The following is a 20791-nucleotide window of genomic DNA, read 5'->3' as shown; positions in this document are numbered from 1 at the left end:
GGGACTTTTCGTATCGAGATTTCCTGCATACTATCCTAAATAGTGCCAAATAGTGCCAAAATACCTGCAATGGATTTTCGGGTTGCCTAATCATAAATAGGTTGCAGGCATTTTGGGTCTATTTGCAGGGCGAATATCGGCCATCCGCCATAATCCATAAGATTTGTAGGTATCTCAGGTCGATTTATGACGCGAATTTGCAGGTATAAAGACGACATTAAGTAGATTGCAGGTATTTCGGGCCTATGAAGGAGGCAAATACGGCTCTAAGAAGTTCCTTTATACCTGCAACGCTGCTAACTAGTACCTAAATATCTGCAATAACAAAGGCCGGACTCATTTCGAGCCCGGCCCTAGATAAGTTACGGCTTACGGCAAATCAGCCTAGAACGACGTGATTCACCGCCGTCATCAAACCAACATCACAGAATCGCCATGCACACGAAGTCCAGGATGAACAGTGCGGATACGATCCAGATGATCGGGTGCACTTCCTTGGCCTTGCCCTTGCAGGTCTTCACGATGCAGTACATGATGAAGCCACCGGCGATGCCGTAGGAGATGGAGTAGGAGAAGGCCATGAACACGGCGGCGAAGAATGCCGGGATGGCCTCGGCGATATCGTTCCACTTGACTTCCTTCAGGGAGGCGGCCATCATGCAGCCGACGATGACCAGCACGCCAGCAGTCGCGGCGGACGGCACGGCGGAAATCACCGGGGCGAAGAACACGGATAGGGCGAAGCAGATCGCCACGACCACGGAAGTCAGGCCGGTACGACCACCAGCGGCGATACCGGCGGAGGACTCCACGTAAGTAGTGGTGTTTGAAGTACCGCAGATGGCGCCGATGGAGGTGGCGATGGAGTCGGCGAACAGGGCCTTATCCATCTTGGAGGAGAAGCCGTGGCCGTTCTCGAGGGCCTTCTCGTCCTCAGCGGAGAAGATGCCGGTACGACGGCCGGTGCCGATGAAAGTGCCCAGGGTGTCGAAGGTGTCGGACATGGAGAAGGCGAAGATGGTCACGATGACCAGCGGCAGCTTGGCCGGGTCGGAGAACAAGGCCGGGAAGCCTTCGGCGGAGAAGATCGCCCCGAAGGTCTGCGGCAGTTCGGAGAAGGTCTGACCGAGAGACTGGGAGTCGGACCAGGTGGTCACGCCGAACGGGATGCCGATCACGGTGGTGACGGCGATGGCCAGCAGCATGCCGCCCTTGACCTTCATCACGGTGAATACGATGGCCAGCACGAGGCCGATGAGGAATACCCACAGTACCTTGTCATTGAAGTTGGCCAGGCCCGGGGTTGCGGCCACGGCACCGCCCTTAGCGGCGGCCTTAGGATCGCCGGGAGTGAACTTGATTAAGCCGACATTCAGCATGCCTACGTAGGCCACGAACAGACCGATGCCGCCGCCGATGGCGTGCTGCAGGGACTCCGGGATGGCCATGATGATCATCTTGCGGATCTTGGTGACGGTGATGATGATGTTGATCAAGCCGCACAGGAATACCATGCACATGGTCTGCTGCCAGCTGAAGCCGAGGCCGAAGCACACGGTGTAGGTGAAGAATGCGTTGAGGCCCATGCCGGCGGCCTGCGCGTACGGCACATTGGCGAACAGGCCCATGACCAGGGTGCCGATGATGGCCGCGATGATAGTGGCCAGGAACACGCCGCCCCATGGCATACCGGTCTGCGACAGAATCTGCGGGTTGACGACGATGATGTAGGCCATTGCGAAGAACGTGGTCAGACCGGCCAGAATCTCAGTCGAGACGGTCGTGCCGTTTTCCTTCAAATGGAAGAACTTCTCCATATACTCTCTACTTCCTTGGGTTGTGCGAGGCCATATGCCACCTGTGGGTGACCCGGTTGGCCCCGGCGAGAATTGCGACTCGCCCTGATTGACCTGCCCAACGCACGTCAGGCGCTACGCATCCAATCAGAACCGTGGCCGATTATAGCTTGTGGAGGTAACGTGAACAGGCCGGGGTAGACTGACTGCGGCAATACATATACAGGAACGCGCAGAGAGTGCCGCGGAAGGAAGTCGCGCAGTGAAACCGGCCGTCGAAGTCAGCATCACCTCATGGAAAAAGAACGTCGTCAAGTTCGGTCAGGAATACGGCCGCGTACTGCTCATGCCAGGCACTGGCTACAACTGCGACCGTCCGCTGCTGTACTGGTCTGCACAAGCCTTGGTCGAGGCCGGGTGGCGTGTCGATCGCATGAACGTACGCAATGCTTCCGATGATTTGTCCACAGTGATTCCGGTGCTCAATCAGGCGATTGACGGGTGGGTGGAGCCAGTGCGCGGAAATCAGTCCGGCGAATACTCCAACGATAATGTCGGTAGGGACGCTGCTGATTCGTCGGATTCCACCAATCAATCCGGCCCGCGTCTGCTGCTCATCGGCAAATCGCTGACCACGATGACTTACCCGCACGTGGCCGCACATTATGGGTTGCCATTCGTGCTGTTGACCCCGGTGTTGCACCACGCCGATTTCGACCCATCTGCCCGCGTGATTCCGGTGCCCGCTGTGGGCGATGACATCGTAGCCGAATCCGAAGCACCATCCGTGGCCGAGGCGAAGGCGATAATCCGTGCCGAACTTGCCGGGCAGTCACACGCCGCCAGCTCCCGATATGCTGGACCGGCACCGCTGATTTGTGCCGGAACCGCCGACCCGTTCTATGATCGCGCCCGCGCCAACGCATTGACCCCGCATGTGCATGAATATCCAGACGCCAACCATTCGATTGAGGTGCCCGGCCATTGGCGTCGTTCTCTCGATTACCTAAAGGAAGTCACGGCATCCGTGGCTCAATATGCCGCCACGTTGTAATCCTGCACCACTTCTCCGGGAATGTTGCGCCAATGCTGGGCCGGGAGGACTTTGTTGTGCCACTCTCCTGGGGTGCTGCCTGCGCGACACGCCCGAATTCCACAATGTCGCCGACCGCCCGTAACCTAATCATTCGTAAACCACAGACCGTTGGTTGAAGTGTGCGCAAGTGCACTTTCGAAGTTTGGTTCGCCAAGCCAGCGCAGGTTGAGAGATATAAGCCCGTCAAGGGCCGGCGAAGGTCGCTTCGCGAGATTATATTGCTCTGCCTGTGCGCAGGGCTTTTTTGTTGCCCAGCCGAAAGTTCCGAACTCCAAGTCAACGGCCGACTTAGGAAGGAACGCCATGAAGAGGCCCGAAAAGGAAGCGGTAGTCGCTCAGCTTACGGAAGAATTCCGTAACGCTGACGCCGTCTACCTGACCGAGTACCGCGGGCTTACCGTTCCGCAGATTTCCGATCTGCGTGAAAAGCTAGGCCGCGATACTTCCTACACCGTGGCAAAGAACACGCTGGCACGCATCGCCGCCAAGGAAGCGGGCATCGAGGGTCTCGACGAGATTCTTGCTGGCCCGACCGCCATCACCTTCGTGAAGGGCGACTTCATTGAGGCTGCGAAGGTCATCCGTGACTTCGCCAAGGACAACAAGGCTCTTGTCATCAAGGGTGCCGCCGCTGACGGCACTGTCTATGATGCTGAGGGCGCCAAGAAGCTGGCAGACCTCAAGTCTCGCCCGCAGCTGCTCGCCGAGTTCGCCGGCGACGTCAAGGCATCGATGGCCAAGGCCGCGTACCTGTTCAACGCTCTGCCGACCAAGGCCGTGCGTACGATCGACGCCCTGCGCGACAAGCAGGAGAAGGCTGCCTGATTTACGCCCTCACGGCATGAATCAGTCGCTTCGATAATTTAAACAAACAAGGTTTATTCGGCTGCGGATTACCTACTTCGTCCGCCGCCAAGATTGAAAGGAAGCCATAATGGCTAAGTACACCAACGATGAGCTGCTGGAAGCCTTCGGCGAGATGACCCTGGTCGAGCTCTCCGAGTTCGTGAAGGCCTTCGAGGAGAAGTTCGACGTCGAGGCTGCCGCTCCGGCTGCTGTCGCCGTTGCTGCTCCGGGCGCTGCTGCCCCGGCTGCTGAGGAGAAGGACGAGTTCGACGTCATCCTCTCCGCCGTCGGCGACAAGAAGATCCAGGTCATCAAGGCCGTCCGCGCCATCACCAACCTCGGCCTGGCTGAGGCCAAGGGCCTCGTCGACGGCGCTCCGAAGGCCGTCCTCGAGAAGGCTAAGAAGGAAGACGCCGAGAAGGCTAAGGCTCAGCTGGAAGAGGCTGGCGCCACCGTCGAGCTCAAGTGATTTGTGCGGCTTAAGCCGCAATCACCAGATTGTTGCCGGAAACCCCGTATCCGTTATGGATTGCGGGGTTTCCTGCATTGTGCCCTTGGGCAGACCCTGTACTGAATAGGGGGAGCGATTTCACCCGTTGCTGGCGGCATGGAAGCTGCTAATGCGCAAAAGTTGCAATTCTTGACCGGGATAATCCGGCGAAACCGAGTAAAAGATGACACAATGGCACATAGTGTGGTTCATAGTGTGTATAGGGAGGCGGTCACGGTGAGTGAATGGACGGTGCGGATCAATGGGGTTGATCGAGTCAACGTCAAATCGGGCGACTGCGTGGAGATTGGCCGTAAGCCATTGCGTCCTCTAGCCGATGACGGCATGCAGCGTCTTGATGTGGTGGATCAGACCAAGTCGATGTCCAAAAGGCACGCCGTGTTCGAGGTGAAGCAGAATGGTTCTGCAGCCGTGCGCGATTTAGGCTCGACCAATGGCTCTTATGTGGTTCGTGACAATGGCGATTTACTGCGTCTGCCCGTTGACGCCGAGTTTATGCTGCCGTCCTCGCCGATGCGCATGCAGTTCGGTGATGTTCCGGCGGACTTCATCCGTATCGATGACGTCGAGCATGATCAGCAGCTTCCGGTGCCTGATTTGTTCGGCTACGCGGTGAATGAAGCACCGCAGGAGCCGGATGCCGCTGATATGTCCGTTGACGACATTTTGGATTTGCGGGCCGGTGAGCCGACCGCTGCGTTCAGCGCCGCCAGCGTTCGTCATAAGGTTGACGAACTCGACTTCAGCAGTCTGAACATTGCCCAATCCGTGGTCAAGGCGGAAGAGCCGGCCACTCCGCGTGATTTGTTCGCCGATGCGATGGCCGAGCAGTCCGAAGATACCGTGCCGGACGGTGAGGCGCAGCAGACCCAGCCTGCCGCTGATTTCGTGCCGCAGACAAGCCCGCAAGCTGAACCCGTCGAACCGGCGGAGTCTTCTGCACCTGCCGTGGTGCCGGTGGATGCGATCGCTCATCCTGTTGCCAAGGTGCCCGAGACTGTATCTGGGACCGCATCTGAAACAGCAACCGAGACGGAATCTGAGACTGCACCATCCGCTGAGGCGGTATCCATCCCGGACCAGCAGCCGGATGTGCAGGCACAGCCTGAGCAGTCGCCGGTATTTGAGCAGCCCGGCCAATTCGTCCAACCCGATCAGTCCGATCAGTCGGACCAGCCCGTTCAAGTAAGCGTTGCCGATTTGGGCGAGGCTGACACCACTGGTGTCTATACACCAGCTTTTGAGCCGGGCTCCGTGTTCGACCGTGTGAGCAAGGGAGAACTGAAGGCCCAGGAGCCGGTGGTGGAAGTTGATGGCCTGACCTCGGACGATGCTAAAACCACGCAGGATTTCTCCACGCAGTTCGAGATTGCTCGTCACCCTGAGTTGCTGGCATTTCTGGCAATGAACCCATACCTGTATGACGATATGTATGCTTGGCTCGCCGCCAGAGGCGAAGCCGACATCGACGAAGCTCTATCCCATAACAAGGGATATCAGGAATACCGCGAAGCGGTTGGAAAGTGAGCCAAGAGATGACCCAGACGCAGGATCAGAATGCTGAAAACGGTCTGAACCGCATCCGTCACTGGCGTGACCAGTATCGCGGCATGTTGGCCCCCTCTCCGTTGGAGGACGCGAACCAGCTGGTGGCCAAACTTGATATGACGCATGCCCATCCGTCCGGCATTGCACAATTGTTCGCTTCGGGACATGTTCGCTTGGACTCGCTGTTCCGTGATGCCGGGGTGTTGAAGGCGGCGGAACGGCACTTGTCTCGGGTCATGGATGACCAGACCGCCAAGCGACGTGTGTCCGGAGTGGCCGAGCTTTCGTTGGTGGTCGGTGTGGCCACGTGGAAGGGCAATGCACTGCCCGTGCTGCTGTATCCGGTCAACGTCACGGTGCCCAAGGAAGAATCCGCCGCCACTGTGCAGTTCACCGGCCGTGTGAAGTTGAATACGGCATTCGTCAATGTGCTGCGAGAGCAGCGGGTATATGTTGACGAGGATTCTCTGTTTGACGGTTCCAGCTATGACAGTGGCGAGCCTGAAACCTCGGCTATGTTCGCCAGAATCACGGCGGAAGCCGTGGAACGCATTCCTGACTTCAATATCGAGCGCCAAATCGTGCTGGGCTGCTTTGTGGATCCCTCATCGTTGATGATTGCCGAAAGCCAGCGCTTCATCGACCAGCTGGAGAACGGCGAAAGTGACAATGTGCTGCTTGATGCACTCGCTGGTAACGAACATGCGCAGTCGTCCCTCAAAGATGCCGATCTTGCGCAGTACAGCCCGTTCGATGCAGATCCGCATGCGGAATTTGAGGTAGGCGATGTCGACAACACCGTGCGATATGCCGCATCGCTTGCAGCCGCGGGCCATAGCATCGTCATTGACGGAGAGTTCCCCAAAGGCACGGCAGAGCAGGCGGTAGCCGTCGCTTCGCGCTGCCTGATGAGTGGTCGGTCGGTGCTGTATGTGCCGGGTGTCGCCGAACAGAAGCGACTGTTTATGCAAGCCGTGTCCGCCAATGAGCTGAAGGCTCAGATGTTGGATGTGGCTGATGCGCAGGCCAACGCCGCCATTGACAAGCAGTTGATTTCCGCTGTGGGATTCCAGCAGGGTGTAGCCACACAGCGTTTCGACCAGCTTGCTGATGAACTTGTTGGCGTGCGTTCTCGTCTGACCCGGTACCTGGGCGACCTGCACGGGGTGAACGATAAGTGGAACGTATCTGCTTACGAGACGATTCAGAATCTGGCTCGCATCTCCGTGCTGCCCACGCATCCCGCCACGCATATCCGCCTGACTGAACAGAGCGCGATTGCCGTTGCCGGCGATATGGAAGCATGGGTCGGCAAGTTGGAGCGGGCCGGTGAACTCGGCGAATTCTCCATCGGGCCGGATGATACCGCCTGGTACAAGGCCTCCCTGAACACCGAGGAGGAGGCAGTGACAGCCTACCAGCGCGTGGATGATTTGCTGCGTCGGTTCCTTCCCGCAACCCGTGAGCAGGTGGCTCGTACCGTACAGACGTGCGGATTCCCCGTTCCCTCGACCATCCGCGAATGGGAGCGCCAGGTCACCGTGCTCAAGAACCTGCGCCGCGTGCTCGACGTGTTCCAGCCGGAGATTTTCGAGCGCGACATCGATTCGATGATTGAAGCGACCAAGCCCAAGGCTCAGCGCAAGGCTGAAGGAAGCGCGATGGGCTTCTGGGAGCGGCGTCGTCATATCAAGGAGGCCAAGGGTCTGCTGCGCGTGGGTGCCCAGGTGGAAGACCTGCATGAAGCGCTCAAAGTAGTGGCTCGGCAGTCGGAGCAGTGGAGGCAGTTCGTGCCACACGGCGGATGGCCGGTGCTCCCCACCAAGCTGGATGACATCATCACCACATTGGACGCGATGGTCAGCAACATGACTGCGCTCGACACCGTGCTCGCCACGACTCCAGCGGGCGGCAATTTGGGATCCACCGATTTCAATACTGTCGAGGTGCGTCTGAAGGCCTTGCTTGATGACCGTAAGGCTCTTGATACCTTGCCGGAACGATGCCGCTTGGAACATGAATTCGCCGGTGTCGGACTGAACGAATTGGTCGAGGATCTGCATACTCGTCAGGTGAGTGTGCCGCAGATTCGTGGCGAAGTGCAACTGGCATGGTGGACCACGGTGTTTGAGGATATCGTGCGTTCGTCCGCCATCATTTCCAACCAGGACGGTTCCGCATTGCAAACCGCATCCGACCGGTTCGCCCAGGTCGATGTGGAGCATGTGCGTTCCGTGGGGCCGATGGTATCTCAGGAATCGATGCGGCGTTTGTGCGATATGTTGTTCTCCCATACACAGGAGGCCAACCAGTTGCATACGGTGTTAGCCGGTCGTGCCCATGTGTCGCTTAGTCGTATTCGCCGTGACTATCCGGAGATTTTGGCTGCTGCCAAGCCGATACTCGTGGCGACGCCGGGCACTTTGGCCGCACTCACCGACCCCGCGGTTATTGCGGATGTGGCCATTGTGGATGCCTGCGCGCATATTCCATCCATTGAATTGCTTTCGATTCTTGGCCGTGTGCGTCAGGTAGTGGTGATTGCCCATTGCGCTACGGTGACCAGTGAATCCATGAAGCAACTGATTGATTTGCTTCCTCATGTTGAAGTGGAGTCCGCTCCGACCCGCCGCGACCCGCGTCTCGCTGCATTCCTTGAATCTGAGGGCTATGGTTCGGTTCGGTATGATGTGGCGACTGAGCCGGCATCAGGCAAGGTGCGTTTCCATTCGGTCGAGGACGCCAACGGCGTACCGGTCATGCTGTCTGGTCTTGTGGAATCCAGCCAACAGGAGATTGATAAGGTGGTGCACCTTATCACTCAGCGGGCTGCCAGCTTTACTGTGGTGCCTTCCAGCTATGTGCTGACCGTGGTGACGCTGACTGATGTATTCCGCACTCGTCTGGGCGCGGAATTGAAGTCGTTGGCCTCCAAGAACAAGCCGATGGGCCGATTCCTGCGGCATGTGCGGCTGGTTCCGCTGCGTGACGTGGCGGGTTGCCAGGCCACCGACGTGATTCTGTCCCTGTGCTATGCCAAGACGGTGCATGGTCGCTTGCTGCAGCAGTTCGGTGTGGTGGAGCACGAGGGCGGACGTGGCATGCTGCTCGACGCATTGGCGCTTGCCGACCGCAACTTGGATATCGTCTCGGCGTTTGGCTCTCAGGATATGGAGGATGAGCGTCTCCACCAGCAGGGCCCACGATTCCTGAAGACCATGCTGGCCTGGGCTGAGCAATTCAACGATCGTCCGATATTGCCGACGCGTGATGATGCCGGTCAGAACGTACTGTTCGAAGATATCGCCGAGCGTCTGCGGGCGCGCGGTCTTGAAGCGGCTGTGAATTACGGTTTCGATAGGGGCTCAAGGATCCCCTTGGTCGTCGGTCTTAAGGGTCGCCCGTTCGCGTTGGCGGTGCAGACCGATGATGCCAGCTTCATGTCCGTGCAGTCCACGCGCAAGCGTCATCGCCTATCGGCACAGGATTTGATTTCCCTAGGTTGGAATGTCATGAGTGTATGGAGCGTTGCGGCATTCGTGAACCCGGATAAGGAAGTCGATCGCATCGTGGCCCGTATCGGCGAGATCTATCGCGAAGTCGAGTAGACATGGCGGAATATTCGGCTACAAGGCGCACCCCACGCAAACATAAACGAGTGGTGATGAAGGGCACTGAAAGCTTCGATGCAGACGGTGTCAAGCTCGAGCCTGGTGACATGCAAACCGACCAGCAGCGTCGAGCCGACGATGACAAGCGCATTCTCGGCGAGTTGCCGCCTCACTGGGCTGTGTTCAACGACAAGCGTTGAACGTCAGCCCAATGAGGCGGCCTTCGCGGCTGCTTGTAGTGCAGCCGCTCACTTCGCCTACAGACAGCCCACCGGGCTGTCTGCTATACGGCTCAGCTCACTGGGCTGTGTTCAACGACAAGCGCTAGTCGCCCTCTCTGGCGGGAGCTGTCGATAAAGCCGACTGGGGTGGTTGGGAGAACAGTCCACCTTCAGTCTCGCTTCGCGAGCCAGCTCCCGCCGGCGGGAGCAAGAGACAGTCACCGCATCACGGCGACTATCGCGCCGGCTTGCTGCAACTCCATTACTGCAGCCGCGGCATGAGGCTTCATAGCAAATGAGACCTGTCGTTCATTGCTCCCAAGTGACGATGCTTCAGCCTCGCCAATGGCCATCACCAGCGCCTCCTCAGCGAGCACGCAATCCTCCCCGGCGCATCCCACGGCGGACACCAGCTGCACGTTGTCTCCGGGCAAGAGATCATCTGGATTGCTGGCCAACCGCACTTCAATCACCGTGGTGCCGGTGGGCGGCAGTGGTGCATCTCGTGCCATATGCGTAGAGATGGGATCATTGACCGCAATATCAATCTGCGCAATCAGTCCAGTGATCTCATCGGCATCTGTGGCATAAGACGATCCAACCGTACTGACCGGCAGTAGCTCCACTCTGATATCGGCGCTGGAGATTATCTCGCCGCGCGCAATAGGCCGGTCGGCAATCACCACTGGAGCGGTCTGCACCTGAGCCAGTACTGTTCCCAATCCAAACAGCACGGCCAAACCGGCGCAGAACGCGGCAATGCACCTGCGCGCGGCATGCAGCATACGACGGCGCCGTAGTAAGCCATGCGTGGGTGGCGTGAATATAGAAAAAGTCACCATGAACATCATGGTGACTTGCGCTTATCTCTCGGTGCAAGCTGAAACGACCATTGTGGTTCCAGCTTGTCAGGTCGGTTTTTCTACTTGCCGGACTTATCCGTGCGGTAGAAACCGTGGCCTTTGAACTCGATCGGTACGGCCGAATACACCTTGCGCACCTGCTCCTGAGCACACTTCGGGCATACGGTGATCGGGTCGTCGTTGAACGACTGCTGTTCAGTGAAGTCATAGCCGCAGTTCTTGCAGCGGTAGTGATAAGTAGGCAACGGATTCCTCCACAAGTCAATTCTCACGCATAGGCATTGTCGTCATGCTGGACAACCGTTCATATCCTAGTCGCCGCCCTGACACTTTGCCCTGCAGGCATACGCAGGCGAGATAAAAGCCGTCTTATGTTCGGTATTCGCCGGTAATCCTGCAGCTGCCGGTATCCTTCCGGCGTCAGCACGCCATCCGCTGGCACATCGTGGGGGTCCGCGATCCACTCATCGTCGTCCACCACCTCCCAAGGCCAGCACACTGCGATGATCGGGCAGCCGGGCCGACGATTCACTAATGCGCGGTCATACCAGCCGGCCCCGCGTCCCAGCCGATTGCCATGCCGGTCGACAGCCAATGCGGGAGCGATAATCAGGTTGGCATCGTGCAACGCTTCAGGCGGCAATGGAGTTCCCTGCGGCTCGTCAGGCCGCCGGTGTCCAGAACCCGCCACTGGATGCAGTGATTCCATCGAATCCAGTGCACTCCACCCGATATCCAGGCCGGATCCCAACAACGGAACCAACACGCGGATTCTTGACGCTAGCAGCCAAGCCAACAGCGGACGAGTCTCAACCTCGGATCCCATCGACACATATGCCGCCACCGTCAGTGGAGCGGAGCCGTAGTGAATACAGGGACGATCCAACACGTATGCGGGAAACTGATGAACCAGTTTTTCTCCTGCTGCAAGCCGGGCCTCAGGCGTAATCAAAGCTCGTTGAGCCAGCAATCTGTGCCGTAGCGTTGCCTTATCCATACCGCACAACCTAGCATGGCTACAATAAAGGCCGTGTCAGTTTTCCAATCCATCAAAGAGGCGTTCAAGCCGGATCATCAGATTCGTATGCCTCGTCTTTCCCATCCTGCTTTTCCCATAACGCTTAGGCCGCTGACCTTGGACGACGAGGAAGAGTGGAATGAGGTGCGGTGGCGCAATAATGATTGGCTTGCCCCGTGGGAATCAGGAGATCCGGTGCATGGCGGATTCATCACCTTCAATCAGTGGATTCAGCGCCAGCGCCGTAACGAGCAGCATGGGGTGGGGGCGTTGTTCGCCATCGAATACCAGATGCGCATTGTGGGCCAGATATCGTTGGGGGCGATTTCCTACGGATCCATGCGCACCGGTGTGGTTGGCTATTGGGTTGACCAGTGTTACGCTGGTCATGGTTTTGCCCCCATGGCCGTGGCTTTGCTCGCCGACTGGGCACTGACGGATCCCTTTGGCCCGGTTCTGCACCGGCTGGAAATCGCCATTTTGCCGGACAATGCGCGCTCTTTAGCGGTGGTGCGCAAGGTCGGGGCCCATCATGAAGGACTGCGCGAGCGCTATATGTACGTCAATGGTCAGTGGCGAGACCACGTGACCTTTGCGCTGTTGGCCGAGGATGCCGGGCAAGGGTTCGCCAATCGATTGGCCTCGCAAAACCTCCAATAAATCTCCTAATACTCCCGACACGCCCGAGCGGGAAGTGCTGGTTCGGTCAATATGTCTCCTATTCTTGACGGTATGGGTTACGAGTCACTGAGCACGGTTGTCGTCTTGGTGATTGTGATAATTGCCATCGCTGTATGGTTGCCCGCGCGTACGGCTAACGGCATGAAGCGCGCGGCTGAGCATCGGCAAGATCGTTATTCGCCGTCCCTGCGTATTGTGGAAGCGGAAGACGGTAGACGATTCGGCGATATCGAGCCGTATCAGGCGAAAGGGGCAGCAATGCCAGCATCGACACAGTCAGCCCGGCTGACGACCGAGCATATCGCGCATATACGCGAATTGCGCCGTGAATCCATCCGTCGTCGCCAGATTCTGGTGGCCAGCCTTCTCGCCGTGGCCATAGTGGTATTTGCGTTGGCGTTCATCGTGCATTACAGCCCGTTGTTCGCTTTGATTCCTTTGGCCCTGACCGCAGCGGTGCTGGCAATGGGTGCGAATGCCGCACGTCAGGCCCGTCAGTGGGAACGCAGGGTGTCCCGCTATGAGCAGAAGAAGACGTCTGCAACTCCTACTCGGCAGGGGCAGATTGATTCTCCGGCTAAGAACCATGCTGCCGAGTCCGCCGCTCCGGCCGTTCAGACGAGTCGTGCAGATGATGCTGCCACCGAAGTGATGGAACAGCGTCAGATTCGCCGCGTGCTGCATGACGCTGAAGTCGAGCAGGCCAAGGCCAAGGCGTTGCGTGAAGCACAAGCCAAGGCCGATCGGGAGGCTGCTGCGCCGCAGGCTGCCGACCATTCCGAAGCGGAGACACCTTCCCTGACGGTACGCGATGAGCGCGATGCGCATGACTCCGTTGCGGACGATGCCACGTCGGAGCTCGCTTCCGTTCAGCCGGCCCGTGCGCTGGATGTGTTCGATATGGCCACCTCCCAGGATCTCATCTCCTTCTCTCTGGGGGCGGACCATGCTGAAGATAACGCTCCGGAAAGCTTGGAAATCAAGTCGACGCGTCAGGTGTCCAAAGCCACTCCCGCCGAGCCTGAGATGGTGAACAAGCTGATTGATGAGGCCAAGGCCGTCAAGGCTTCCGACGACGCCTCGGCAGCCAAGGCTCAAGCGGATCACAGTGCTGCGCAGCCGGAATCCTTCCATGAGCATGAGGAGCGTGCTGAGGTGCAGGCCCCGGTCGCCACGTCTGAATCGTTGAGCGTGGGGCTCGATTCCATTCTTGCCCGCCGCGGCAACTAAGGGATTTCTCTCACAGCGTTAGCACTCGAGTTGGCAGAGTGCTAACAATCGCGCTACGATGTGTCCTAGCGCAAAGGGACAACGCAAGTGATCGTCAGCCTCTTGAGGTGTTCTGGCGCGGCATTAGAACTACGAGTAGATACGAGGTGACCCACAGTGTCGATTAAGCTCACACCGTTGGAAGACAAGATCATCGTCAAGCAGGCCGAGGCCGAGACTCAGACCGCATCCGGTCTGTACATTCCGGACAACGCCAAGGAGAAGCCGCAGCAGGGTGAAGTCCTGGCTGTTGGCCCGGGCCGTCGTGACGACAAGGGCGAGCGCATCCCGGTGGATGTCAAGGTCGGCGACAAGGTGCTGTACTCCAAGTACGGCGGCACCGAAGTTCACTACGAGGGTGAGGACTACCTCATCGTCTCCTCCCGCGACATTCTTGCCATTCTCGGCTGATTAATCGTATAGAGAACTTCACCAACCCCGACTGTTCCTTGCGGACAGTCGGGGTTTTTGCGTCTTGTGTGTCTTGGCTCCCCTCTTTGAGGGGAACTGTCGCCGTAGACGACTGAGGGGGCCGAGGGAATGCATATTCTCCCCAAAAAGCTCAGCCGTTGACGGTCAATCCGACGATGCCTCCGCACAGTCCGATTCTACGGATAACGCCAACGATGCCGGCAGCAAGAAAGCCGGTGCTGATGACTCCAAGAAGAGTGCGTCGTCTTGGTCGCTTCCTGATTTCTCCGACTGGCCTATGTGGATCCGAGAAAAACGCGGGAATTCGCGGAGTGTCGCACCGATTTGCGTTTGTCTGGGTTTTGTGGTTATATAGCCAAGTTGCCTGTTGAGGTCAAACACCGCGGCGGGAAACAGACTGGCGGATTTCCCAAGCGGTCAAAGGGAGCTGACTGTAAATCAGCCGCTTCGTGCTTCAGTGGTTCGAATCCACTATCCGCCACGCCCCGATAGCTCAGTGGTAGAGCACTTCCTTGGTAAGGAAGAGGTCGTGAGTCCAATTCTCACTCGGGGCTCTCTGGCGGGGTAGCTCAGCTGGCTAGAGCGTACGACTCATAATCGTAAGGTCAAGAGTTCGAGCCTCTTCCTCGCTACAAATCGCGCCCGCTAACCGGTGGGCGCGCACTAAACCTTATAAGAACACAGAGGTGAATGACAATGGCTAAGAGCGCCGACATCCGTCCGGGCATCACGCTGGCCTGCACCGAGTGCAAGGAGCGCAACTACATTACGACGAAGAACCGTCGTAACACTCCCGACCGTCTCGAGCTGAAGAAGTTCTGCCCGCGCTGCGGCAAGCAGACTGTGCACCGCGAGACTCGTTGATTGCTGCGCACAGCATTATGTTTCGAACCCGGCCCATGCGGTCGGGTTTTTGCGTATGGGACTTGCTGCTGTCTCAGACGACGATTGCCTCGATATCGCTCGTGCGACACTAAGATAGGAAGCCATGACAAGCTTTGCAGACATCACCACCATGGGTGTGGGCGGACATATCGCCCACTTCGTCGAGCCGACCACGCGCGTCGGACTGATCGAGGCCGTGGAAGACGCCGATTCCAAAGGACTTCCTTTGGTTGTTATCGGCGGAGGCTCCAATATGCTCGTTTCCGATGACCCCTTCAACGGCGTGGTGGTGCGAGATGCGCGCTGCCTGATCACCGTGCCGGACGAGGCCGCACCGGTCGAAGGCGGCGATCGCACGGTTCATGTCAATGCCGAGGCCGGCGCCAACTGGGATGATTTTGTGGCGTTCACCGTGGAACTCGGGCTTGAAGGCGTTGAGGGACTATCCGGCATTCCCGGCACCGTCGGTGCCTCTGTGGTGCAAAATATCGGTGCCTATGGCCAGGAGGTTGCCACTTCGGTGGAATCGGTGGAGGTCTGGGACCGCGAAACCAAAACCACGCGCGATTTGACTCCTGCCGATCTCCAGTTCGGATACCGTTACTCCGCACTCAAGGCCAGCATGTATGCCGGGCCCGGCAAGCCTGCCAACCGGTTCTTCCCGACCCCGCGTTATGTGGTGCTATCCGTTACCTTTGCCCTTACCCATTCGGCTGAAGGCACGGTCGGCTATGGGCAATTAGCCAAGGCGCTCGGCGTCGAGGTGGGCGATCGCATGGCCACCACCGATATTCGTAAGGCCGTACTTGCGGTTCGTGCCGCCAAGGGCATGCTCGAAGATCCCACCCGTTATGCACTGCCCGATATGGCCACCGCCAAGCGTGAGGCCAATATTCTGGCTGATTTGGATCGTCTCGCCGCCCTGAACAATCAGGCCGGCATCCCGGCTGGCAGCGATGGGCTGCCCGCTCCTGATTACAATCGCCACAGCTGTGGTTCGTTCTTCATGAACCCGATACTCTCCGCACAGCAGGCTGCCGCATTGCCTGAGGATGCTCCTCGTTTTGATGTGACCATGCCTGATGGAACGCCGGGTGTTAAGACCTCGGCCGCATGGCTTATCGATCATGCCGGCTGCCATAAGGGATACAAGATCAGCCAGGACACCCCTGCAGGTCTGTCTACGCAACATACGTTGGCCCTGACCAATCGTGGGGGAGCGAGCGCCGCTGACATCGAAGCCCTGGCAAGGGCCGTGCAGCAGGCAGTTCGGGAAGCATTCGGCGTCACCTTGGTTCCGGAGCCGGTCTGTATCGGCGTGCTGTGATTCCCCGCAGAAAACTTGGCGATGATCGCCTGGCCGTTTGGCCGGCAAACCAGTGATTCCACTGGATAACGGATTGATGGACAACGTAATCACCCCCATTTATACTCATTTTCAGTGCTGCGCGCGTCCGGCGTGTAGGCAGGGGAGAAGAGAGCAATATCATGCAACTGTTCCGTACGAAATCCGTCGAACAGACCATTGCCGAAACAGGTGAAGAGGGTCGCAAGCTCAAGCGCAGCCTAACGTGGTGGGATCTGTCCATCATGGGTGTGGCTGTGGCCGTGGGCGCTGGCATCTTCTCAGTAGGTGCGCAGGCGGCGGCTTTCCACGCCGGCCCGGCCGTGATCATCAGCTTCCTGATTGCCGGCATCGTCTGCGGCGCGGCCGTGATGTGTTACGCCGAGTTTGCCTCGATGATTCCAGTGGCCGGTTCCGCCTATACCTTCACCTATACCACAGTGGGTGAGCTCATGGCATGGATCATTGGCTGGGATCTGATTCTGGAAATGCTGTTCGCCGGTTCGGTGATTGCCAAATACTGGGGCGTGTATCTCAACGATTTCATACGTCTGATGGGTTGGAACGTGAATACCGATCTGGCGCTAGGCTCCTTCAACTTCGACCTCGCGCCAATTATCATCGTCGCGTTCTTCACCGTGTTGCTGGTGTTCGGCACCAAGATTGGCGCTCGTGTGGATGGCGCGATGACCGTGCTCAAGATCGCCATCGTGGTGTTTGTGGTGATTGTCGGCTTCTTCTACGTCAAGGCCTCCAACTTCACCCCGTTCATTCCACCGAGCCAGCCGGCCGCAGCCACTACCGGCGACGGTGCCGTCAGCGCTCAGATGGCGCAGCCGCTATGGCAATGGGCCACTGGCATGACCCCGTCCATTTACGGCGTGCCTGGCATCCTGTCTGGTGCGGCGCTTGTGTTCTTCGCGTTCCTGGGATTCGACGTGGTGGCCACCGCCTCCGAAGAGACCAAGAACCCGCACAAGAACGTGCCGCTGGGCATCGGTGTCGGCATGCTGCTCATTATCGTCATGTACATGCTCGTGGCCATTGTGACCACCGGCATGGTCTCCTATAAGGATCTTGCCAAGCAAGATAGCCCGTCTCTGGCCACGGCATTCGAATTGGTCGGGGCTGACTGGGCCGCCAAGATTATCAGCTTTGGTATTGTGCTGGGTTTGGCCACCGTGATTATGGTGCTGCTGCTGGGCTTGACCCGCATCGTCTTTGCTATGAGCCGCGATGGTCTGCTGCCGCGTGGCCTGTCCAAGACCGGCAAGCATGGCACCCCGGCCGTTCTGCAGATTGTTGTGGGCGTAGTGGTGGCCCTGGTCGCTGCCCTGTTCGACATCGGCGTGCTTTCTGACATGGTGAACATCGGTACGCTGTCCGCATTCACCTTGGTGGCCATCTCCATTCCGATTATGCGCAAGAAACGCCCCGAATTGCCGCGTGCCTTCAGAATGCCCGGCAACCCGTGGGTTCCGATTCTGATTGCCTTGGCCAACTTCTGGCTGATGTTGAACCTGTCTGTGCTCACCTGGATTCGTTTCCTAGTGTGGCTGGTGATCGGTTTCGCCATCTACTTCAGCTATGGTTACTGGCACGCTCGTCTCGGTAAGGGAGATTTGAGCGAAACGCTATCTGACGAGACTGATCGGGCCGTTAACGGCTGAGGTGTCGGGGGCGCGTCCTAACGCGCGCGTATTTTTGTAGAAAGTTGTTCGTAAGGAGAATTCCATGCCATACGTAATTGCTCAGCCTTGCGTGGATGTCAAGGACAAGGCTTGCGTGGACGAGTGCCCCGTCGATTGCATTTATGAGGGTTCTCGTTCGCTGTACATCAATCCGAACGAGTGCGTCGACTGTGGCGCCTGCGAGCCGGTGTGCCCCACTGAGGCCATCTTCTATGAGGATGATCTGCCGGATGAGTGGGCCTGGTACAAGGACGCAGCCGTCAGCTTCTTTGCCGAAGTAGGCGATCTTGGTGGTGCTTCCGCCAATGGTCCGATTGGCAAGGATCCCGAGCAGGTGGCCGCGCTGCCGCCGCAGAATCAGTGAGCTGATTCGCTCAATCATGTAATGCAAGCCCTCGGTCAATAGGCCGAGGGCTCGTCGTATCTTAGGAACATATCGTCCAAGAAAGGGTTCCCATGGGCTTTCATGCATATTCGTCGCCGTACGATTGGTCACGCATCGCCGGTTTCAAGGCCGCGGCCAAGGCAGTGCCGGGCGGCATGATCAACCTGTCCGTCGGCTCGCCTGTGGATTCGGTTCCTGACGCCGTGCAGCAGGCGTTGGCCTCTACAGCGGATGCGTCGAATGCCCACGGATACCCGGTCACGGCGGGCACTGTCGATTTGAAATCCGCTATAGATTCGTGGTTCCGCAATATGCGCGGTGTGGATTTGAAAGCCGTGAACGCGGCGGTGATTCCCACCGTTGGCTCCAAAGAGGCAGTGGCATTAATGGCCAGCTTGCTGCATCTTGGCGAGGGCGATGTGGTGGTGCAGCCGAAGGTTTCCTACCCGACTTATGAAATCGGCACCCAGCTTGCCGGCGCTACCGTGGCCAAGGTCGATGACGTGACCGATGTCGATTCCTGGGTCAACATTCCCAATGTCAAAGCCATCTGGATTAACTCGCCGTGCAATCCGACCGGCGAAGTCATTTCCGCCGATTGGCTAGCCGACATCGTTGCTGCAGCCCGACGCATTGGCGCAGTAGTGCTCTCCGACGAATGTTACGCGCTTATGGACTGGCGTTCGGCGCGCAATACGACTTCCAGGCCTGCGGCGGCATCCAACGAGCCCGCCTCTGATGCCGCGTTCAGCCTGTTCGCCACGCCGTGTGCGCTCAACCAGCAGGTATGCGAAGGCTCGGCCGATGGCATCCTGGTGCTGTATTCGCTGTCCAAGCAGTCCAACATGGCCGGCTATCGCACCGCACTGATTGCCGGCGATTACCGGCTGGTCGCCGAAATGGGCGAATATCGTAAACAGATTGGCCAGATCATTCCGGGGCCGGTGCAGGCCGCCATGGCCGCAGGACTGAACGACGCCGGCTCCGTATATGCGCAGTGGAACCGTTATCGGGGTCGATTGGTCGCATTGGTCGACGCGCTCAATGCCTATGGTTATCAGGCTCAGATGCCGTCAGGTGCACTGTATGTGTGGGTCAAGGCCAAGTCTGGTGATTGCTGGTCGGATATGGCCGAGCTTGCCCAGTTGGGCATCATTCCCAGCCCCGGCGAGTTCTATGGTGCCCCCGAGTATCTGCGTTTCTCCGCCACCGCCACCGATGATGCCATTGACGCTGCATGCCAGCGTCTGATGGCCTAACTACGCCCCGAACTGTGCCGCCGTGTTGCCGAATTTGCGGCGCACGGCATCCAGTGCGGCTTCGGCGTCATGCATTCGCGCCTGTGTGGTCTGCCCGTGTGCGTCATCGGCCTCTTCGAGCAGATCGTCTAATGACGGCTGCACTGCGGTAGCATGTGCCTCACTGAGCGATGATGTGCTCATGCCTGCCAGCCTGATGAGTTTTGGCAGGGGAGTGGTCGGTTCGGCGTTCGCCGGTATACCAAGCATAATTTTCAACTGCCGCACGCATTCGGGATACAGCGTGCTTGCCGTATCGGTCGGCTGCTCCATGGTGAAGGATCTGGTCTGATAACTCAGGTCGGCGAACCGCAATTTCACTGTCAGCGTGCGAGCCACCAATCCTTTGCGGCGCAAGGTACGGGCGACTTCATCGCATGCTGAACGCAGCAGCCGGCATACGATGTGCATGTCACGGGTATCTTCGGTCAAGGTGCGTTCTGAACCGATGGACTTCTCTTCGCGGGTTGTTGCGATCTCACGTGAATCCAGACCATGCGAGGCCGCCCACAGTCCGCGCGCCGCGGCGGGCGATCCAGTGGCCTGTATGAGAGCGGCTTCATCCATTTGTGCCAATTCGGCCACGGAATGCACACCCCAGGCGTTGAGCCGTTTCTCCAGCGACGGTCCAATGCCGGGAATGCCGCGCAATGGCATCATCTGCACGAACTGTGCCGACCGTGCCGCCGGAATGAGCAGCATGCCGTTTGGCTTGGCGTTGGTCGAAGCCATTTTGGCCACCAATTTGTTGCAGGCGATGCCCACCGAGCAAGTCACGTTGAATCGTTCGGCCACCTGCTGCCGTATCCATGCCCCGATTGCGCTCGGTTTGTCCCATTCCAGCAGCGCGCCGGACACATCCATATATCCCTCGTCCACCGAAACCTGTTCGAACTGGTCGGTGATGGTCAGAAAGACCTCGTGCATGATGCGGTGCGACATCATGCGGTAGTACGCCATATCCACCGGCAGGAACACGCCATCCGGGCAGAGTTGATGGGCGCGGGCGGCCGGCATGGCCGAATTGATGCCGTAGCGTCTCGCTTCGTAGCTCGCTGCGGATACCACCGAACGCGGCCCGGTGCCGATGATGACTGGCTTGCCTTTCAGCCCGGGATTGCGGGCCACTTCCAGCGAGGCGTAGAAAGCATCCATATCGATATGCAGCACGGTGCAGCCGGTCTCGTCATGACCCCAATCGCGCTTGGCGGCCTCAAGTCTCGGTGCGGTGCTCATGCTCACCATTGTAAGCAGTCTCATAGGGGCGTCCACATTATGTCGTTGTCCGAGCCGAA

19 protein-coding genes and 3 tRNA genes are annotated in these 20791 nt (G+C 58.4%); 17 read left to right on the top strand and 5 right to left on the bottom strand.

Annotation, left to right across the window (positions count from 1 at the left end):
• Window positions 1–422 precede the first annotated feature (422 nt).
• Window positions 423–1817, bottom strand: coding sequence for an NCS2 family permease (locus BBBR_RS08605; protein ID WP_003829831.1), 1395 nt, complete (start codon window positions 1815–1817; stop codon window positions 423–425).
• Between the two features lie 241 nt (window positions 1818–2058).
• On the opposite strand from BBBR_RS08605, the gene BBBR_RS08600 reads away from it, so the two are divergent.
• The 6 genes from BBBR_RS08600 (at window position 2059) to BBBR_RS08575 (ending at window position 9608) form a co-directional block, all read left to right on the top strand.
• Window positions 2059–2850, top strand: a complete 792-nt coding sequence (locus tag BBBR_RS08600) for a hypothetical protein (RefSeq protein WP_003829832.1) — start codon at window positions 2059–2061, stop codon at window positions 2848–2850.
• A 345-nt stretch (window positions 2851–3195) separates the two neighbouring features.
• Window positions 3196–3717 carry a 50S ribosomal protein L10 gene (rplJ, locus tag BBBR_RS08595; RefSeq protein WP_003829834.1) on the top strand — a complete coding sequence of 174 codons (522 nt, stop codon included), beginning with the start codon at window positions 3196–3198 and terminating at the stop codon, window positions 3715–3717.
• Window positions 3718–3826: 109 nt separating this feature from the next.
• Entirely contained in the window at window positions 3827–4207 is a 381-nt protein-coding gene (rplL, locus tag BBBR_RS08590; protein ID WP_003829835.1) for a 50S ribosomal protein L7/L12, read from the top strand.
• Window positions 4208–4465: 258 nt separating this feature from the next.
• Window positions 4466–5776, top strand: a complete 1311-nt coding sequence (locus tag BBBR_RS08585) for an FHA domain-containing protein (protein WP_047928320.1) — start codon at window positions 4466–4468, stop codon at window positions 5774–5776.
• An 8-nt stretch (window positions 5777–5784) separates the two neighbouring features.
• Window positions 5785–9405 (top strand): helicase, encoded by a 3621-nt coding sequence (locus BBBR_RS08580; protein WP_032738297.1) that lies wholly within the window; start codon window positions 5785–5787, stop codon window positions 9403–9405.
• A gap of 2 nt (window positions 9406–9407) precedes the next feature.
• A complete protein-coding gene (locus BBBR_RS08575) occupies window positions 9408–9608 on the top strand; it encodes a hypothetical protein (RefSeq protein ID WP_003831504.1) in 201 nt (66 codons plus the stop codon).
• A gap of 239 nt (window positions 9609–9847) precedes the next feature.
• On the opposite strand, the gene BBBR_RS08570 is transcribed toward BBBR_RS08575, so the two are convergent.
• The 3 genes from BBBR_RS08570 to BBBR_RS08560 form a co-directional block, all read right to left on the bottom strand.
• Window positions 9848–10414 (bottom strand): SAF domain-containing protein, encoded by a 567-nt coding sequence (locus BBBR_RS08570; protein ID WP_003829839.1) that lies wholly within the window; start codon window positions 10412–10414, stop codon window positions 9848–9850.
• 137 nt (window positions 10415–10551) lie between these two features.
• Window positions 10552–10737, bottom strand: coding sequence for an FmdB family zinc ribbon protein (locus BBBR_RS08565; RefSeq protein ID WP_014484273.1), 186 nt, complete (start codon window positions 10735–10737; stop codon window positions 10552–10554).
• A 59-nt stretch (window positions 10738–10796) separates the two neighbouring features.
• Window positions 10797–11489 carry a 5-formyltetrahydrofolate cyclo-ligase gene (locus BBBR_RS08560; RefSeq protein ID WP_003829841.1) on the bottom strand — a complete coding sequence of 231 codons (693 nt, stop codon included), beginning with the start codon at window positions 11487–11489 and terminating at the stop codon, window positions 10797–10799.
• Between the two features lie 15 nt (window positions 11490–11504).
• Between BBBR_RS08560 and BBBR_RS08555 the strand changes: the two genes are divergently transcribed.
• From BBBR_RS08555 to dapC, 11 genes are all read left to right on the top strand, one after another.
• On the top strand, window positions 11505–12170 hold the full coding sequence (locus BBBR_RS08555) for a GNAT family N-acetyltransferase (RefSeq protein ID WP_003829842.1): 666 nt from the start codon (window positions 11505–11507) through the stop codon (window positions 12168–12170).
• Window positions 12171–12221: 51 nt separating this feature from the next.
• The gene (locus BBBR_RS08550) at window positions 12222–13421 is read left to right on the top strand and encodes a magnesium transporter (protein ID WP_003829843.1); all 1200 of its coding nucleotides are present in this window, start codon (window positions 12222–12224) and stop codon (window positions 13419–13421) included.
• Window positions 13422–13577: 156 nt separating this feature from the next.
• Window positions 13578–13871: a co-chaperone GroES gene (groES, locus tag BBBR_RS08545; protein WP_003829844.1), complete on the top strand. Its 294-nt coding sequence runs from the start codon at window positions 13578–13580 to the stop codon at window positions 13869–13871.
• A 420-nt stretch (window positions 13872–14291) separates the two neighbouring features.
• Window positions 14292–14373 (top strand) — tRNA-Tyr (locus BBBR_RS08540).
• A 1-nt stretch (window position 14374) separates the two neighbouring features.
• A tRNA-Thr gene (locus BBBR_RS08535) sits at window positions 14375–14446 on the top strand.
• 4 nt (window positions 14447–14450) lie between these two features.
• Window positions 14451–14524: transfer RNA gene (locus BBBR_RS08530), tRNA-Met, on the top strand.
• Between the two features lie 64 nt (window positions 14525–14588).
• Entirely contained in the window at window positions 14589–14756 is a 168-nt protein-coding gene (gene rpmG / locus BBBR_RS08525) for a 50S ribosomal protein L33 (protein ID WP_007053013.1), read from the top strand.
• Window positions 14757–14880: 124 nt separating this feature from the next.
• Window positions 14881–16104 (top strand): UDP-N-acetylmuramate dehydrogenase, encoded by a 1224-nt coding sequence (locus BBBR_RS08520; RefSeq protein ID WP_003829847.1) that lies wholly within the window; start codon window positions 14881–14883, stop codon window positions 16102–16104.
• Window positions 16105–16265: 161 nt separating this feature from the next.
• Entirely contained in the window at window positions 16266–17792 is a 1527-nt protein-coding gene (locus BBBR_RS08515) for an amino acid permease (RefSeq protein ID WP_003829848.1), read from the top strand.
• A 64-nt stretch (window positions 17793–17856) separates the two neighbouring features.
• Window positions 17857–18177 carry a ferredoxin gene (gene fdxA, locus BBBR_RS08510; RefSeq protein WP_003829849.1) on the top strand — a complete coding sequence of 107 codons (321 nt, stop codon included), beginning with the start codon at window positions 17857–17859 and terminating at the stop codon, window positions 18175–18177.
• A gap of 92 nt (window positions 18178–18269) precedes the next feature.
• Window positions 18270–19457 carry a succinyldiaminopimelate transaminase gene (gene dapC / locus BBBR_RS08505; RefSeq protein ID WP_003829850.1) on the top strand — a complete coding sequence of 396 codons (1188 nt, stop codon included), beginning with the start codon at window positions 18270–18272 and terminating at the stop codon, window positions 19455–19457.
• Here the strand turns inward: dapC and dinB are convergent, their stop codons facing one another.
• On the bottom strand, window positions 19458–20732 hold the full coding sequence (dinB, locus tag BBBR_RS08500) for a DNA polymerase IV (protein ID WP_025300032.1): 1275 nt from the start codon (window positions 20730–20732) through the stop codon (window positions 19458–19460).
• Window positions 20733–20791 lie beyond the last annotated feature (59 nt).

It is taken from the genome of Bifidobacterium breve DSM 20213 = JCM 1192 (assembly GCF_001025175.1).
GTDB classification, from domain to species: domain Bacteria; phylum Actinomycetota; class Actinomycetes; order Actinomycetales; family Bifidobacteriaceae; genus Bifidobacterium; species Bifidobacterium breve.
Note: the sequence above shows the minus strand (reverse complement) of the source record. Positions and strands in the feature narration are given on the sequence as shown.